A 16398-nucleotide genomic window follows, 5' to 3' on the forward strand; every position below is an offset into this window, starting at 1 on the left:
CCCGAGTCGCCGTCCAGGCTGACTCGGGTATTCCCGTGCCGCTCGCCGTGTCGCCGCAACCAGGGGAGTGCTGACCCCCCCTTGCCGGACTTTTGCGTATATCGCCGGATCTACCGCCGGGTCAACAGGCGGCGCAGGAACCAGATCAGCAGGACCGCCGCGGTCACGGCCCCGACGGCCGGCGCGAGACGCTTGAGCAGCGGCACACCGGCGATCCGCAGCAGGTCGAGGGCCTCCTCCTCTGCGGACAGGCTGGTGCGCGCCGTGCCGGCCGGGTGCGCGTCGCGAGCGCTGATCTCCTCACGCTGCGCCGGGTCGGGGACGGCGGACAGATGACGCACGGCGGAGCCGTTCCCGGCGGGGACCGGCGGCAACGACTGCGCGGGCTCACTCAAGGGGGTCGCGAGAGGCTCCGCGGGCTCGCTCACCGGTGCCGGGACGGGCCGCGCCGGTGCCGCCTCGGGCTCGCTCAGCGGAGTCGTGACGGACTCCGCCGAGGCCACGGACTCGGCGAGCTCGCCGAGCGGGGCCGGCTCGTTGAAGGGGGTCGTGCCGGGCCCGGCGCTCGCGCCTTCGGCGATCTCGGCGTCGGTCGGGGGCTGGTGCGCCTCACGCAGCAGGGCCGCGAGGTTGGCGGCGAAGCGGTCGATGAGCTTGGCGCCGACCTCGGCCATCACGCCGCGGCCGAACTGCGCGGGCCGGCCGGTGACGTTGAAGGACGTGCGGACGCTCACCTTGGTCCAGCCGCCTTCACCGGACAGGGCCGCCTCGACGTCCGCCGCGGCCGTGCCGGTGCCGCGCGCCTCCTTGCCCGAGGCGCTGATGCCGATCGTGTGGCCGTCCTTGTCGACGGACGTGAACGACGCCTGGCCCCGGTAGGTCACCGTGATCGGCCCGACCTTGACCTTGAGCCGGCCGGTGAACGCCTCCCCCTCCACGGTGTCGAGCGTCGCTCCTGGCAGGCACGGCGCCACCCGCTCCACGTCAAGGAGCACGGCCCACGCCTGCTCGACGGGTACGGGGACCGTGAAGTCATGCTCGAACCGCATCGCCATCAGATTCTCGGCAGGCGCGCCACCCTGGGGGGAGGCGGAGAGTGCCTACCTTCCTCCTTTCACCAGTTCGTCCGCACGACCAGCCGTATGCCGCGATACTCCGATACCGCACTACCCAATAACCGAAATCGCTATTGCGAAGTATTGGCCGACCTGCGGATCCTCACCACACCCTACGGCGCGTCACCGCTCCCGCGCGGGCCGGTGGCGCAGGTCCACCGGCCCGTCACGGACATCACCCCTGGACGGCCAGCGCCGCCGCCGACAGCGCGCGGCGGGTCAGCACCCTGGCGAGGTGGCTTCGGTAGCCGGGGGAGGCGTGCAGGTCGGACGGCGGTGAGGTGCCGTCGGCCGCGAGACCGGCCGCGTCGCGCAGGCCGGAGCCGTCCGGCCCGGCCCCGGGTACGGCCGCCTCGACGGCGGTGGCGCGGACCGGGACGGAGCCCATGTTGGTCAGGCCCACGCGGGCCTGCTCGACGCGCCGTTCGCCGCCGGAACCCGAGACGCGGACCGCGGCGGCGACGCCGACGATGGCCCAGGCCTGCGCCGTACGGTGGAACTTCTCGTAGTGGTACCCCCAGCCGGGGCCGAGCTTCGGCACGCGCACCGCGGTCAGGATCTCGCCGGGTTCCATGGCGGTCTCCAGGTAGTCGGCGAAGAAGTCGCCTGCCGCGACCACCCGCTCGCCGGACGCCGAGCGCAGCACCAGCTCCATGTCCAGGGCCACCGCCACGGCCGGCAGGTCACCGGCCGGGTCGGCGTGCGCCAGGGAGCCGCCGAACGTGCCGCGGTGCCGCACCGCCGGGTCGGCGACGGTCGCCGTGGCGAGCGCGACCAGCGGACACTCGGCGTTGACGATCGCCGAGCGCACCACCTCGTCGTGCGTGGTCCCGGCGCCGATGAGCACGTGGCCGTCCTCGTCCCTGATGCCGCGCAGCTCGCCGAGGCGGCCGACGTCCACCAGGACCGAGGGGTACGACAGCCGCAGCCGCAGCAGCGGAAGCAGCGACTGGCCGCCGGACAGGACCTTGGCCTCGTCCCCGGCCCCGGCGAGCACGCCGAGCGCATCCTCCAGGGTCGCGGGCCGTACGTAGTCGAACGTCGCCGGGATCACGCGGCACCTCCGTCGATCGCGCGCCACACCCGTTCGGGGGTGCAGGGCATCGGCACGTCGTGCACCCCGTACGGCCGCAGCGCGTCCACGATGGCGTTGACCACCGCGGGGGTCGAGGCGATCGTGCCGGCCTCGCCGACGCCTTTGACGCCGAGCGGGTTGGTCGTGGCCGGCGTCTCGGTGCGGTCGGTGACGAAGGACGGCAGGTCGGCGGCCGACGGCAGCAGGTAGTCGGCCATGGTCGTGGTGAGCAGGTTGCCTTCGGAGTCGTACACGGCCTCCTCGAACAGCGCCTGCGCGATGCCCTGCGCCAGCCCGCCGTGCACCTGGCCCTCCACGATCATCGGGTTGACGACCTTGCCGACGTCGTCCACCGCGACGTACGACCGGATCGTGACGGCCCCGGTCTCGGTGTCCACCTCGGTGGCGCACAGGTGTGTGCCGTGCGGGAACGAGAAGTTGTCCGGGTCGAACGTCACCGAGGAGTCCAGACTCGGCTCCACGCCGTCCGGCAGGTCGTGCGCCGCGAACGTCGCCAGCGCGACCTCCTGGATCGTCTTGCCGGCGTCGGTGCCGCGCACCCGGAACGTGCCGCCGTCGAACTCGACGTCTTCGGGTGACGCCTCCAGCATGTGCGCCGCGATCCGCCTGGCCTTGTCCTTCACCTTGTCGCAGGCCCGCAGCACCGCCACACCGCCGACCACCAGCGAGCGCGAGCCGTAGGTGTCCATGCCCTTGTGGGACACCGACGTGTCGCCGTGCACCACCGAGACGTCCTCGAACGGCACGCCGAGCGCGTCGGCGACGATCTGGCTCCACGCCGTCTCATGGCCCTGGCCGTGCGGGCTGGACCCGGTGACCACCTCGACCTTGCCGGTCGGCAACATGCGCACGTCCGCGTGCTCCCAGCCGCCGGCGCCGTAGCTCAGCGAGCCGAGCACCCGGCTCGGCGCGAGGCCGCACATCTCGGTGAACGTCGACACCCCGATGCCGAGCCGCACGGGGTCGCCGCGTTCGGCGCGCTCGGCCTGCTCGGCGCGCAGCTTGTCGTACCCGAACAGCGCGAGCGCCTTGTCGGTGGCCGCCTCGTAGTTCCCCGAGTCGTACGTCAGGCCCGCGATGGTGGCGTAGGGGAACTCCTCGTGCCTGATCCAGTTGCGCCGCCGCACCTCGATCGGGTCGAGGCCGACCTCGTGCGCCAACTCGTCCATCACGCGCTCGATGGCGTACGTCGCCTCGGGCCGTCCCGCGCCACGGTAGGCGTCGGTCGGCATCTTGGTGGTGAACACGCCGGTGCACGTGAAGTCGTAGGCGTCCATCTTGTAGATGCCGTTGTACATGAACGCGCCGAGCAGCGGCACACCCGGCGTGACCAGCATCAGGTACGCACCCATGTCGGCCAGCAGGTCGACCTTCAGGCCCCGGATGCGTCCGTCCTGGTCGGCGGCGAGCGAGATGCGCTGGAGCTGGTCGCGGCCGTGGTGTACGGTCAGGTTGCCTTCCGAGCGCGACTCGGTCCACTTGACCGGCTTGCCGAGCCGGCGCGTGAGCAGCAGCGCGATCACCTCCTCGGCGGTCACCTGGAGCTTGGACCCGAAGCCGCCGCCGACGTCCGGCGCGATCACCCGCAGCTTGTGCTCGGGGATGCCGGTGACCTGCGCCAGCATGATCCGCAGGATGTGCGGGATCTGCGTCGCCGAGTACAGCGTGAACGAGTCGCCGTCGGTCTGCGCGACCACCGCGCGCGGCTCCATCGCCGAGGGGATGAGCCGCTGCTGCACGTACGTGCGCTCGACCACCACCGGCGCGTCCCGGAACGCCGCGTCGGCGTCCCCGGCGGCGAACTTCCACACGAACGACCGGTTGCCGTGCTCGTGCACCTTCGGCGATCCCTCGGTGAGCGCCTCGGTCATGTCCAGCACCGGCGGCAGCGGGTCGTAGTCGACCTCGATCGCCTCCAGCGCGTCCGCCGCGCGGTAGCGGTCGGTCGCGACGACGCACGCGACCGCCTCACCGGCGTACCTGACCTCGTCCACGGCCATCGGCGGGTGGTCGGGGATCACGATGTCCTCGGTGACCGGCCACGCGCACGGCAGGCTGCCCTGCTCCTCGGCGAGGTCCTTGCCGCTGAACGCCGCCACCACCCCCGGCAGGCCGCGCGCACCCGACACGTCCACCCGGGTCACCCTGGCGTGCGCCATCGGGCTGCGCAGGAACGCCACGTACAGCATGCCGGGGAGCTGGATGTTGTCGGTCCAGCGGCTGCGGCCGGTGACCAGGCGCGCGTCCTCCTTGCGCCGCCGCGCCGCGCCGACCTCCGTACGGCCCGGTGCGGGCTCGCTCAGCATGTCGTTCTCGGCGATGGTGCGCGCCACCATGCCGGCGTCGAGTTCCTCGGTCATCGGGCCCCCTCGGCGGAGGCCTGCTCCTGGCCGTTCATCTCACGCGCGCCGCGCCGGACGGCCCGGACGATGTTGGTGTAGCCGGTGCACCGGCACAGGTTGCCTTCGAGGCCGTGGCGGACGGACTCCTCGGACGGGTCGGGGTCGTCCTTCAGCAGGTCGATCGCGGCCATGATCATGCCGGGGGTGCAGTAGCCGCACTGCAGCGCGTGCTCCTCGTGGAAGGCGCGCTGCATGGGGTGCCAGCCGCCGCCGTCCCCCGACAGGCCTTCCACGGTGAGGATGTCCGACTCGTCGGCCTGCACCGCGAGCACCGAGCAGCTCTTGGCGCTGCGGCCGTCCAGCATGACCGTGCAGGCGCCGCAGTTGCCGGTGTCACAGCCGATCGGTGTGCCGGTCAGTCCGAGGCGATCTCGCAGCAGGTGGACGAGCAGCAGCCGGGGTTCGACCTCCTCCTCGTACGCGATTCCGTCGACGGTGACGGTGATACGGGTCATTCGTCCTCCATGCGCGCGCTGTACAGGCGTCTTCGTTGACGTACGTCCCGTGCGCGGCCAGTGCGGACCTCGCTATCGGAGCTTCCGGCAGGCGCCGTGCCTGGCGAGCGCACTAACGGGGATTGGAGTGAGTGGAGTGAGAACCGACAAAAGCGAAATTACGCCTATCGGCTCCCCGGTCAACCCCCCGTAGCGGTAAAAGTACGCCTCACGCGTCTCAGCGCTTGCGGAACGCGCGGGAGACGACCGCGAAGAAACCCGCGAAACCCAGGCCGAAGACCAAGGTCAGGACCATCACGCCGGTGTTCGGCGGCGGTTCCACGAGATAACGGACGCCGATGCCGATGAACAGCAGGCCGGAGAACAACGACAGCCAGTCGGTGCGGTGCCAGTACCTGCGCTGCTTCTTCGCAGGCGCGGTCTCCTGCGGGTCAGGCCGCACGGCTCACCTCCACGTCACCGATGCCGGCCTTGACGTGCAGCTCGATCACCGGCACCGGGCCGCTCACCGGGACGTCCGGTTCCAGCACCCGGTTGAAGGTGACGTCCGCGCCACCCTTCACCCTGTGCTCGATCTTGACGTCGCCGAGCCGGGTGTGGCCGGACACCTCGACCCGCGCGCCGCGCGGCACGATGACCTTGATCTCGCCGACCGACACCGAGGCATCGAACCGGGAGCGTGAACCCGGCGTCAGCCGCGTGTCGCTCAGGTCCAGCGTGCCGTCCCCGATGCCGACCGAGTACACGCGCACCGGTTGCGCGGTGTCCACCGGCGACCACGTGTAGCTGCCGATGTTCCTCGGGATGTCCCCGAGACCGGCCCCCGCGATCAGGACCACCGACAGCACGGCGCCGACGGCGACCAGGCCGGCGCCTCGGTCGAACCACGTCGTGATCAGCAGTCCCGCGCCGACGATGATGAGGGTGACCCCGCCGATCAGCGGGATCTGCGACGAACTGGGTGGCGCCTGCGTGGCGACCATGATGCCTCCGACCAGGAACGCGATGAAGAAGGTGAGCACCCCGACGTAGGCTCTCGGCCGCCTCTCCCGCTTGCGCGGAGGGTGGACGGTGCCGGTGCGGGTCCACTGCTCGTAGGGGTCGTACGGCCGGCGCGCATACGGGCCGTGCGGGGCGAAAGGCTCGCCTGAGGAGTCGTAGGCGCTGCGCCGTCCCTGCCAGGCCGGTTGCGCCGGACCGCCGGTGGCCTGTGCGGCTCGCGCGGCCTCGGTGGCCTGGCGGGCCTCCATGGCGGCCTCGCGCGCCAGCTCCGCCAGCGAGCGGTACGGAGGCGGCGTACCCGGGGCCCGCGGCGCCTCCGGAGCGCGCGGTGCCCCCGGAGCCGGCGGCGCCTGCTCGTGGCCGGCGGCAGGAGGCGCCGGGGGAGCGTCCTGCGGGTAGGCGGCGGTGGCGTGCATCCCCGGCATCCCCGGCGTCCCTGTTCCCGGCATCCCGGTCGCGGCCGGTCCGGCGCCGGCCGGTCCCATGGGAGGCGCGAACGCCGGCGGGCCGTACGGGTGGGGCTGCGGCGCGGGACGTCTCGCGGCGGTGCGCAGGCGCTCGGGGAGCGACCTCGCCAGCGCCAGCAGGTCCACGCCGCGCGCGTGCGCGGTGAGCAAGGTGATCGCCAGCAGGGTGCCGACCACGACGGTCGCCGTACCGATGCCGTCCGAGGCGAGGTTGATGACCAGGCCCAGCGTGAAGATCGCGCCGAGCAGCCCCATCACCGTCTCGGGGTCGAACACCCGCCGGCTCCACTGCTCGGCGTAACCCGGGCCGCCGTCCGGCGTGCGCATCAGCAGGAACGCCGCGACGTACAACATGATGCCGATGCCGGAGCCGATGACCAGGGCCGCGAACCCCACCCGGAAGATCACGGGGTCCATCCCCATGTACTTCCCGAGGCCCGCGCACACCCCCGTGATCATGCGCCCGTCGTTCTCTCTGCCGAGCACGCGCTCCTGGTCGTCCACCGCCGCGAAAGTACCCGCTGCGGACTGCGCGCCGGGATCGCCTGCCTCTGTCATGGCTCCATCGTTGGCCATGTCCCCCTCCGGTCACCATCGGGGACACCCCTGACTCGTCCCCGACCCCTCAGGGACCGGATCAGGGAGCGCCCTGATGCGCGCGACACCTCTCACATGTGACGATGCGGGGGAGATGAGCGAGACCTCCATGATTCCCGAGACCGCCCCACGGCTGGTCAGGCCGCTACGCGGCCGGCTGGTCGCGGGTGTGGCCCAAGGCGCCGCCGGTCAGCTGAGGCTGGACCCCGTCGTGCTGCGCCTGGCCTTCGTGCTGCTCAGCGTCCTCGACGGCGTCGGCATCATCGCCTACGCGGCGTTGTGGATGTTCACCCCGCGTGAACAGCACGAAGGCGAGGCGCCGCCGCGCGACTGGGGCCAGTTCGCCGCGTACGCCGTGCTCGGCCTCGCGCTCACCGCGTTCGGCTGGCTCACCGGCGCCTCCACCGGCGGCGTCGGCACCTGGTCGATCGCCATCGGCGGCATCGGCACCCTGATCCTGTGGCAGCAGGCCGAGCCCGGCCGGCGGCAACGCTGGATGACCGACGCCGTACGCCAGGTGCGTCGCTCCTGGGTCCGCACCGGCATCGGCCTGATGCTCGTGGTGATCGGCGCCATCGGCTTCCTCGCCGCGCAGGGCAAACTCGCCGAGGCCCGGCCGGGTCTGGTGTTCACCGCCGTCGTGGTCGGCGGCATCGCGCTCATCGCCGCGCCGTGGCTCACCGGCCTGTGGAAGGAACTGCAGAAGGAACGCCGCGAGCGCATCAGGCAGGAGGAGCGTGCCGAGATGGCCGCGCACGTCCACGACTCGGTCCTGCACACCCTCACGCTGATCCAGCGCAACGCCAGTGACCCGTTCGAGGTCACCCGGCTCGCGCGGTCCCAGGAACGCGAGCTGCGCAACTGGCTGTACCAGCCCAAAGCCGACGCCGACGCGTCGATGGCCGCCGCGGTGCGCCGCGTCGCCGCCGAGATCGAGGACGAGCACGGCATTCCCATCGAGATCGTCTGCGTCGGCGACTGCGACCTCGACGACCGCCTGCGCGCCATGCTCCAGGCGACCCGGCAGGCCATGGTCAACGCCGCCAAGTACGCCGAGGCCTCTGTGATCTCGGTCTACGCCGAGGTGGAGGCCGACGAGGTCACCGTGTTCGTCCGCGACCGCGGCAAAGGGTTCAATATGGACGACGTACCCGACGACCGCATGGGCATCCGCCAGTCGATCATCGGCAGGATGGAACGGCACGGCGGCGGCGCGAGGGTCAAGACGGCCCCCGGTGAGGGTACAGAGGTAATGCTGACGATGAAGCGGGAACGGGTGTGAGCACGGTGAGCGTGGTCAAAGTACTGATCGTCGACGACCACCGGCTGTTCCGGTCCGGCGTGCGAGCCGAACTGGACGCCAGGATCGAAGTGATCGGCGAAGCCGAAGACGTCGACTCGGCCGTGACCGCCATCACGCAACTCAACCCCGACGTGGTCCTCCTGGACGTCCACATGCCAGGCGGCGGCGGCCAAGAGGTCCTCCGCCGGGTCCTCGGCACCGGAGCCCAGGTCCGCTTCCTGGCCCTGTCGGTCTCCGACGCCGCGGAAGACGTCATAGGCGTCATCCGCGGCGGCGCCAGAGGCTATGTGACGAAAACCATCAGCGGCCGCGAACTCACCGACGCCATAGTCCGGGTCTCAGAAGGCGACGCCGTCTTCTCCCCCCGCCTGGCCGGCTTCGTCCTCGACGCCTTCGCCTCGACCGAAGCCCCCAGCATCGACCCCGAGCTGGACTCCCTGACCACCAGAGAACGCGAAGTCCTCCGCCTGATAGCCAGAGGCTACGCCTACAAGGAAATAGCGAAGGAACTCTTCATCTCCGTGAAAACGGTAGAAACCCACGTCTCCTCGGTCCTCCGCAAACTCCAACTGAGCAACCGCCACGAACTCTCCCGCTGGGCCACAGCCCGCCGCCTCGTCTGACCCGACCACCCGTCGTCGGCTGCCACCCGTCATCGGTCGGCTGCCACCCGTCATCGGTCGGCTGCCACCCGTCGGCGGTCGGCTGCCACCCGTCGTCGGTGGGGTGGCTTGTCCCGGCGCCGACGCGGCGGGCCGCCGTACGGCGAATCCGGCGCCGTCGTACGGCGCTCAGGGTGGCCCCTCTCGACCTGGCACCGTTCCGTTAGGTCTCACTTTGGTGGAACGGTTGCGCGAGGGAACGTCAGGTCGGACAGGATTGGAACGTGACCCCTCGCACAGTGCTTTCGCTCGTTCTGGTGGCCGTGCTCGCGACCGGCTGCGCGGGCCTGACCGTTCCCGATCGTGAGGATTCGCCGGACTCGTCGGTTTCGGAGCCGAAGCGGTCCGCCAAGCCGTCGAAGCAGGACGAGCAGCCGGCGGGGCAGACTTTCGAGGAGGACGTCGCGCTGGCGCGTGATCTCACGGAGAAGTTCTGGGAACAGCGCTTCCAGGCGGCGGGACGGTCCTACCGGCCGCTGACGCGCTTCGAGGCGTACTCGGGGAACGACGGGCCGGACTGCGGGGGTCAGCCTTCTGTGCCGGAGAACGCGTTCTACTGTCCGGTGGGGCACTTCGTGGCTTACGACGCGGACTGGATGCGTGGGCTGTACGACCAGCTCGGGGACGGGTCGGTGTATGTGATCGTGCCGCACGAGATCGGTCACGCGGTGCAGGCCCAGCTCATGAGCGACTTCAGCTTCAGCGTCGAGCGGGAGCTCCAGGCCGACTGCTACGCGGGTGGCGCGCTCGGCGGTCTCGTACAGGGTGGCCAGCTCCAGGCGGAGGACGGCGACGAGGACGAGCTGATGACCAACCTCGCGGCGGCCGGCGACCCCACGGACGCCTGGTGGCGCGAGGACGCGCACGGCACCGCGGCGCAACGTCAGCAGTCCTTCGCCGGCGGGTACAACAACGGCGTCGACTCCTGCGGATCGGCCTAGGCTGGTCGGTGACGCAGGGGGGAAGTCAGTGGAAGAGCACGGTGGCACACGGCACCTGCTGCCGTCCACGCTCGCCGTACTCCTGACCGCCAACGTCCTCAACAACCGCGTGGCACCCCGCCTCGCGCCGGTGACCTCGGCCGCGGCGACCGGTCTGCTGCTGTTCATGGCGAGACGCGCGGGCCTCGGCTGGCAGGAGATGGGCTTCACCAGCGGACGTAAGGGGACCCGCGTCGGCGGCACCCTCGCCGCGGCCGTCACCGCCGCGTACGCGGGAGGCGTCCTTCTCCCCGCCACCAGGAAGCTCTTCCACGACGAACGGGCCCTGAGCCTGTCCCCGGCCCGCCTCCTGGAGGAGACCCTGATCCAGGTCCCCATAGGCACCGTCCTGCTGGAGGAGGTCGCCTTCCGCGGCGTACTCCCCGCCGTGCTGCGCCGCTCGCACGGCCCCACCACGTCCGTCGCCGCGTCATCGGCCCTGTTCGGCCTCTGGCACGTCCTCCCCGCCGTCGACATGGCCGCCGCCAACCCCGCACTCGGCGGCCTCGCCTCGACGACCGTACCGGCACCCGTCAACGAAGCGCCGGACACGCCGGCCAGTCCGAGCCGCCGCGTCCCACCCGTGGCCGCCGTCGTCGCGGGCACCGTGGCCTCGACCACCGCCGCCGGCGTCTTCTTCCACGAGCTGCGCCGCCGCGGCGGCCTGCTCGCACCGTCCCTCACCCACCTCGCGACGAACGCACTCGGCTTCCTCGCCGCACGCGCCGCCGCACGGCTCCCGCGCAGGGATCAGGCCGTCGGCACCACCAGGAACGACTCGGCGTAGGTCCCCTCAGGCAACCCGCCGGCCTCGGCGTTGCGGCCGAGGAAACCCTTCACGAAGGTCTCCAGCCCGTCATCCAGATGACCGGTCTGGCTGACGTGCGCACGCAACGCGGCCAGTTTGCGGTCCAAGGTCGCCGTGACGTCCACATAGTGGTTGGCCGTCGGCCCCCCGGTCAGCCACACCTCACGCACCACCCACGGCTCGAGCCCTTCCTCGGCGAGCAGCTCGGGGAACGTGTACGGGTTGCGCGCGTCGGGGTACACCGCGTCCAAGGTGGCCCCGCCGACAGCCCGGTGATCAGGATGGCTGGGGCTGATCCGCACATAGTTCCGCTCAGGCGAGGACGTGATCACCCGGTCCGGCCGCACCTGGCGGATCACCCGCGTGATGTCCTTGCGGAGCCCCAGCGTGGCCTCCACGATCCCGTCGCGGTACCCGAGGTGGCGCACGTCCACCACCCCGACGCACTTGGCGGCCTCGGCCTGCTCGGCACGCCGCAGCTCGGCCATGCCGTCGCCGTCGGTCTCACGGTCGAACCCTCCGGCGTCCCCGTCGGTCACCAGGCAGTACACGACCTCGATGCCTTTGTCGGTGAACGCGGCGATGCTCCCGGCGGCTCCGAAGTCCACATCGTCCGGATGCGCGACAACCACCAGAACCTTGGTGATGTCGGCGTCGTCTAGCGCGGTCACGGTCCTCCTCCTCGTCCGCGGCGTCCACCCAGGCCGCGTCCTACGCATTGTCCCGGTATTCCGGCCCGCCGTCACATCGCGGCGGCCGGATTCAGGGGTGGGGAGGGGCCGAAGAGTCGGCCATTGTCGGTGACGCGCCATACGCTAGGGGACGTGCCGAGCCCTGCCGTGAACCCCGCCGTTGATCACCCCCTGCTCGACGGGCTGAACCCCGAGCAGCGTGCCGCCGTCCTCCACGAAGGCGGGCCTTTGCTGATCGTCGCGGGTGCCGGCTCGGGTAAGACGCGGGTGCTGACCCACCGCATCGCCTACCTGCTGTCCGAGCGCCACGTGCAGCCGCAGGAGATCCTCGCGATCACCTTCACCAACAAGGCCGCGCGCGAGATGAAGGACCGCGTGGAGCGGCTGATCGGCCCGAGGTCCAAGGCCATGTGGGTCATGACGTTCCACAGCGCGTGCGTGCGCATCCTGCGCCGCGAGGCCAAGCGGCTCGGCTTCACCTCCAATTTCTCGATCTACGACCAGGCCGACGCGCAGCGCCTCATGGCCATGGTGTGCCGCGAGCTCGACCTCGACCCCAAGCGCTACCCGCCGCGGTCGTTCTCCGCGCAGGTCAGCAACCTCAAGAACGAGCTGGTCGACTACGAGACCGCCGCCTCGCAGGCCAAGACCCACCTGGAGCGCACGCTCGCCGAGGCGTACCGCACCTACCAGCAGCGGCTCACCGAGGCCGGCGCGATGGACTTCGACGACCTGATCATGCTGACGGTCACGTTGTTCCAGATCTTCCCCGACGTCGCCGAGCACTACCGCCGCCGCTTCCGCCACGTGCTCGTCGACGAGTACCAGGACACCAACCACGCGCAGTACATCCTGGTCAGGGAGCTCGTCGGCGTCCCCGAGGTGCGCACGGCGGACGGCGACGTCGTGCGCGAAGGCACGGTGGCCCCGGCCGAGCTGTGCGTGGTGGGTGACGCCGACCAGTCGATCTACGCGTTCCGCGGCGCGACGATCCGCAACATCCTGGAGTTCGAGCGCGACTACCCGTCGGCCCGCACGATCCTGCTGGAGCAGAACTACCGCTCCACGCAGACCATTCTGTCCGCCGCCAACGCCGTGATCTCGCGCAACGAAGGCCGCAAACCCAAGAACCTTTGGTCCGACCAGGGAGCCGGCCCCCGCATCATCGGGTATGTCGCCGACAACGAGCACGACGAGGCCATGTTCGTCGCGCAGGAGGTCGACCGGCTCGCCGACGACGAGGGGGTCACACCGGGTCAGGTCGCGGTGTTCTACCGCACCAACGCCGCCTCCCGTGTCTTCGAGGAGATCTTCATCCGCACCGGCCTGCCGTACAAGGTGGTCGGCGGCGTCCGGTTCTACGAGCGCCGCGAGGTGCGCGACCTGCTGGCGTACCTGAGGGTGCTCGCCAACCCCGGCGACACCGTGTCGCTGCGCCGCGTGCTCAACGTCCCCAAACGCGGCATCGGCGAGCGCGCCGAGGCGATGGTCGAGGCGTTCGCCTCGCGGGAGCGCATCCCGTTCTGGGAAGGTCTGCGGCGCGTCGACGAGGCCCCCGGCCTCGCGACCCGCTCGGTCAACGCCATCCGTGACTTCGTCGCGCTTCTGGAGGATCTGCGCGGCAAGGAGCTGCCGATCTCCGAGCTGGCCGAGGAGGTCCTGTCCGTCACCGGGTACCGCACCGAGCTGGAGACGTCCGGCGACCCGCAGGACGAGAGCCGGCTGGAGAACCTCAACGAGCTGGTGTCGGTGGCCCAGGAGTTCGAGGAGGCCAACCCCGACGGCACGCTCGTCGACTTCCTCGAGCAGGTGTCGCTGGTGGCCGACGCCGACCAGATCCCCGAGGGGGACGACCACCAGGGGGTGGTCACGCTGATGACCCTCCACACCGCCAAGGGCCTGGAGTTCCCGGTGGTGTTCCTCACCGGCCTCGAGGACGGCGTGTTCCCCCACATGCGCTCGCTCGGCGAGCCACGCGAACTGGAGGAGGAGCGCCGCCTGGCGTACGTCGGCATCACCCGCGCGCAGCAGCGGCTGTACGTGTCGCGGGCCGCCGTGCGCAGCTCCTGGGGCGCACCCGCGTTCAACCCAGCGTCCCGGTTCCTCGCCGAGGTCCCGGCCGACCTGGTCGACTGGCGCGGCGACCCGGCCAAGTCGGCCTGGAGCGCCGCCACCTCGCGTGAGAGCCGCACCGCCGCTACGCCTCGTAAGACCGGTGGCCGGGTCATGCCGAGCCTCGGCCCCGGTGACCGCGTCAGCCACGACTCGTTCGGCCTCGGCACCGTCGTGGCCGTCGAAGGCGCCGCCGAGAAGACCAAGGTCAAGGTCGACTTCGGCTCAGGCGGCGAGAAGACCCTGCTGCTGGCGTACGCGCCGCTGGAGAAGCTGTGACCACCTGATCGGCACCAAAGTCTTTTGCGAATTTTGTGGATATTCACTGGTGTGCGTTTACGGTGCCGCGCCGGCAAAAGACCCCCCGCCGGGCCGTCCACGTGCTGACGGGGGCTAGGCTTCTCAGGCCAGGCCTTACGGCGGATCGCGGACACCCGGGGTCTGGTCACTCAACGTAGAGATGGCAGTCAGCCGGCACAAGCAAGGACGGACCCTCGTGGACCTGTTCGAACATCAGGCGAAGGAGCTCTTCGCGGAGTACGGCATCCCGGTGCCGCGCGGCCGTGTCGCGCACACCGTGGAGGAGGCGCGCGCGGCGGCCCAGGAGCTGACCGGACGCACCGTGGTGAAGGCTCAGGTCAAGACCGGTGGTCGCGGCAAGGCGGGTGGCGTGAAGCTCGCCGACGACGCCGCCGACGCCGAGCGCAAGGCCACCGAGATCCTCGGCATGGACATCAAGGGCCACACGGTCCACAAGGTGCTCGTCGAGGAGGCCAGCGCCATCGCGGAGGAGTACTACTTCTCCTTCCTGCTCGACCGGGCCAACCGCACCTTCCTCGCGATCTGTTCCGCGTCGGGCGGCATGGACATCGAAGAGGTCGCGCACACGGCCCCCGACAAGGTCGCCAAGATCCCGGTCTCCCCGCTGACCGGCGTGGACCGCGACCGCGCGCGCGACATCGCGAAGGCCGGCCACCTGCCGGAGGCCGCGCTCGACGGCGCCGCCGAGCTCATCGAGAAGCTCTGGGCCGTCTTCGTCGACGAGGACGCCACCCTGGTCGAGGTCAACCCCATGATCCTCACCAAGGACGGCCAGGTGAAGGCCCTCGACGGCAAGGTCACCCTCGACGACAACGCCGCCTTCCGCCAGACCGAGCACGAGGCGTACGCCGACAAGGCCGCCGAGGACCCCCTTGAGGCCCGAGCCAAGGAGAAGGACCTCAACTACGTCAAGCTCGACGGCTCCGTCGGCATCATCGGCAACGGCGCGGGCCTCGTCATGTCCACGCTGGACGTCGTCGCGTACGCCGGCGAGTCCTACGGCGGCCAGAAGCCCGCCAACTTCCTCGACATCGGCGGCGGCGCCTCGGCCGAGGTCATGGCCAACGGCCTCGAGATCGTGCTGTCCGACCCGAGCGTGAAGTCCGTCTTCGTGAACGTCTTCGGCGGCATCACCGCCTGCGACGCCGTCGCCAACGGCATCGTCTCGGCGTTCAAGCTCCTGTCGGACCGCGGCGAGGCCGTGACCCACCCTCTGGTCGTCCGCCTGGACGGCAACAACGCCACCCTCGGGCGGCAGATCCTCTCCGACGCCGGCCTCCCCCGCGTCGAACTGGTCGACACCATGGACGACGCGGCCAAGCGCGCCGCCGAGCTCGCCGCGGTAGGTGGGAAGTAATGGCTATCTGGCTGACCGAGAACAGCAAAATCATCGTCCAGGGCATGACCGGGTCCGAGGGCTCCAAGCACACCCGCCGCATGCTCAAGGCCGGCGCCAAGGTCGTCGGCGGAACCAACCCCCGCAAGGCCGGCACCACCGTCGACTTCGACGGCGTCGAGCTCCCCGTCTTCGCCACCGTGGCCGAGTCCATGGCCGCCACCGGCGCCGACGTCACCGTCATCTTCGTCCCGCCGGCCTTCACCAAGGCCGCCGTCATCGAAGCCATCGACGCCGAGATCCCCCTGGCCGTCGTCATCACCGAAGGCGTCCCGGTGCACGACACCACCGAGTGGTGGGCCTACAACATCTCCAAGGGCAACAAGACCCGCATCATCGGCCCCAACTGCCCCGGCATCGCCAGCCCCGGCGCCTCCAACGCCGGCATCATCCCCGCCGACATCACCACCGCCGGCCGCATCGGCCTGGTCAGCAAGTCCGGCACCCTGACCTACCAGCTGATGTACGAACTCCGCGACATCGGCTTCTCCACCGCGGTAGGCATCGGCGGCGACCCGGTCATCGGCACCACCCACATCGACGCTCTCGAAGCCTTCCAGGCCGACCCCGAGACCGCCGCCATCGTCATGATCGGCGAAATCGGCGGCGACGCCGAAGAACGCGCCGCCGCGTACATCGAAGAACACGTCACCAAGCCCGTGGTGGCCTACGTGGCCGGCTTCACGGCCCCCGAAGGCAAGACCATGGGCCACGCCGGCGCCATCGTCAGCGGCTCCGCCGGCACAGCCCAGGCGAAGAAGGAAGCCCTCGAAAAGGTAGGCGTAAGGGTAGGCAAGACCCCTAGCGAAACCGCCCGCCTGATGCGCGACCTGATGCGCTGACCCCATAGCCCACCCCGTACGGCGCTCCTCCCCACCAGAGGAGCGCCGTACGTATGTGAAGGCGTCGGCCCCCGCCTCGCATGGCCCTCGCTCCGCTCGGACTGTGCTTTTTGGGGCTCTCGCCCCAAACCCCGAGGCAGGGGCTCCG

Annotated in this window: 14 protein-coding genes; 7 read left to right on the forward strand and 7 right to left on the reverse strand. The window is 70.6% G+C overall.

Annotation, left to right across the window (positions count from 1 at the left end; all coding sequences use genetic code 11):
* Positions 1-110 precede the first annotated feature (110 nt).
* From BJ992_RS06570 to BJ992_RS06595, 6 genes are all read right to left on the reverse strand, one after another.
* On the reverse strand, positions 111-1049 hold the full coding sequence (locus BJ992_RS06570; protein WP_246496536.1) for an SRPBCC family protein: 939 nt from the start codon (positions 1047-1049) through the stop codon (positions 111-113).
* Positions 1050-1290: 241 nt separating this feature from the next.
* On the reverse strand, positions 1291-2169 hold the full coding sequence (locus BJ992_RS06575) for an FAD binding domain-containing protein (RefSeq protein WP_184979040.1): 879 nt from the start codon (positions 2167-2169) through the stop codon (positions 1291-1293).
* On the reverse strand, positions 2166-4517 hold the full coding sequence (locus BJ992_RS06580; protein WP_246497038.1) for a xanthine dehydrogenase family protein molybdopterin-binding subunit: 2352 nt from the start codon (positions 4515-4517) through the stop codon (positions 2166-2168). Before BJ992_RS06580 ends, BJ992_RS06575 begins: the two co-directional genes overlap by 4 nt.
* Before the next feature lie 50 nt (positions 4518-4567).
* Positions 4568-5068: a (2Fe-2S)-binding protein gene (locus BJ992_RS06585; protein ID WP_184979042.1), complete on the reverse strand. Its 501-nt coding sequence runs from the start codon at positions 5066-5068 to the stop codon at positions 4568-4570.
* A gap of 217 nt (positions 5069-5285) precedes the next feature.
* Complete coding sequence (locus BJ992_RS06590; RefSeq protein ID WP_184979043.1) at positions 5286-5510, reverse strand: hypothetical protein; 225 nt, start codon at positions 5508-5510, stop codon at positions 5286-5288.
* Positions 5500-7095: a PspC domain-containing protein gene (locus BJ992_RS06595; RefSeq protein ID WP_184979044.1), complete on the reverse strand. Its 1596-nt coding sequence runs from the start codon at positions 7093-7095 to the stop codon at positions 5500-5502. The genes BJ992_RS06590 and BJ992_RS06595 overlap by 11 nt, the downstream gene beginning before the upstream one ends.
* 133 nt (positions 7096-7228) lie before the next feature.
* Between BJ992_RS06595 and BJ992_RS06600 the strand changes: the two genes are divergently transcribed.
* From BJ992_RS06600 to BJ992_RS06615, 4 genes are all read left to right on the forward strand, one after another.
* Positions 7229-8416, forward strand: a complete 1188-nt coding sequence (locus BJ992_RS06600) for an ATP-binding protein (RefSeq protein WP_184979045.1) — start codon at positions 7229-7231, stop codon at positions 8414-8416.
* Positions 8417-8421: 5 nt separating this feature from the next.
* Positions 8422-9060, forward strand: coding sequence for a response regulator (locus tag BJ992_RS06605; protein WP_184987659.1), 639 nt, complete (start codon positions 8422-8424; stop codon positions 9058-9060).
* Positions 9061-9323: 263 nt separating this feature from the next.
* Positions 9324-10040, forward strand: a complete 717-nt coding sequence (locus BJ992_RS06610; RefSeq protein ID WP_343072515.1) for a neutral zinc metallopeptidase — start codon at positions 9324-9326, stop codon at positions 10038-10040.
* 28 nt (positions 10041-10068) lie between these two features.
* A complete protein-coding gene (locus tag BJ992_RS06615; protein ID WP_343072516.1) occupies positions 10069-10866 on the forward strand; it encodes a CPBP family intramembrane glutamic endopeptidase in 798 nt (265 codons plus the stop codon).
* Here the strand turns inward: BJ992_RS06615 and BJ992_RS06620 are convergent.
* Positions 10830-11558 (reverse strand): PIG-L deacetylase family protein, encoded by a 729-nt coding sequence (locus BJ992_RS06620; RefSeq protein ID WP_343072517.1) that lies wholly within the window; start codon positions 11556-11558, stop codon positions 10830-10832. The genes BJ992_RS06615 and BJ992_RS06620 overlap by 37 nt on opposite strands.
* Before the next feature lie 153 nt (positions 11559-11711).
* Here BJ992_RS06620 and pcrA point away from each other — a divergent pair, with 153 nt between their 5' ends.
* The 3 genes from pcrA (at position 11712) to sucD (ending at position 16250) form a co-directional block, all read left to right on the forward strand.
* A complete protein-coding gene (gene pcrA / locus BJ992_RS06625; protein ID WP_184979047.1) occupies positions 11712-13970 on the forward strand; it encodes a DNA helicase PcrA in 2259 nt (752 codons plus the stop codon).
* A gap of 217 nt (positions 13971-14187) precedes the next feature.
* A complete protein-coding gene (gene sucC, locus BJ992_RS06630; RefSeq protein WP_184979048.1) occupies positions 14188-15369 on the forward strand; it encodes an ADP-forming succinate--CoA ligase subunit beta in 1182 nt (393 codons plus the stop codon).
* Complete coding sequence (gene sucD / locus BJ992_RS06635; protein ID WP_184979049.1) at positions 15369-16250, forward strand: succinate--CoA ligase subunit alpha; 882 nt, start codon at positions 15369-15371, stop codon at positions 16248-16250. The genes sucC and sucD overlap by 1 nt, the downstream gene beginning before the upstream one ends.
* Positions 16251-16398: the final 148 nt, after the last annotated feature.

This window comes from Sphaerisporangium rubeum, from assembly GCF_014207705.1.
Classification (GTDB): domain Bacteria; phylum Actinomycetota; class Actinomycetes; order Streptosporangiales; family Streptosporangiaceae; genus Sphaerisporangium; species Sphaerisporangium rubeum.

Excerpts from the sequence above, each read along its gene's own strand:
- BJ992_RS06570 (WP_246496536.1), bottom strand. The coding sequence starts at position 1,049 with ATGCGGTTCGAGCATGACTTCACGGTCCCCGTACCCGTCGAGCAGGCG.
- BJ992_RS06580 (WP_246497038.1), bottom strand. The coding sequence starts at position 4,517 with ATGCTGAGCGAGCCCGCACCGGGCCGTACGGAGGTCGGCGCGGCGCGG.
- BJ992_RS06585 (WP_184979042.1), bottom strand. The coding sequence starts at position 5,068 with ATGACCCGTATCACCGTCACCGTCGACGGAATCGCGTACGAGGAGGAG.
- BJ992_RS06595 (WP_184979044.1), bottom strand. The coding sequence starts at position 7,095 with ATGACAGAGGCAGGCGATCCCGGCGCGCAGTCCGCAGCGGGTACTTTC.
- BJ992_RS06600 (WP_184979045.1), top strand. The coding sequence starts at position 7,229 with ATGAGCGAGACCTCCATGATTCCCGAGACCGCCCCACGGCTGGTCAGG.
- sucD (WP_184979049.1), top strand. The coding sequence starts at position 15,369 with ATGGCTATCTGGCTGACCGAGAACAGCAAAATCATCGTCCAGGGCATG.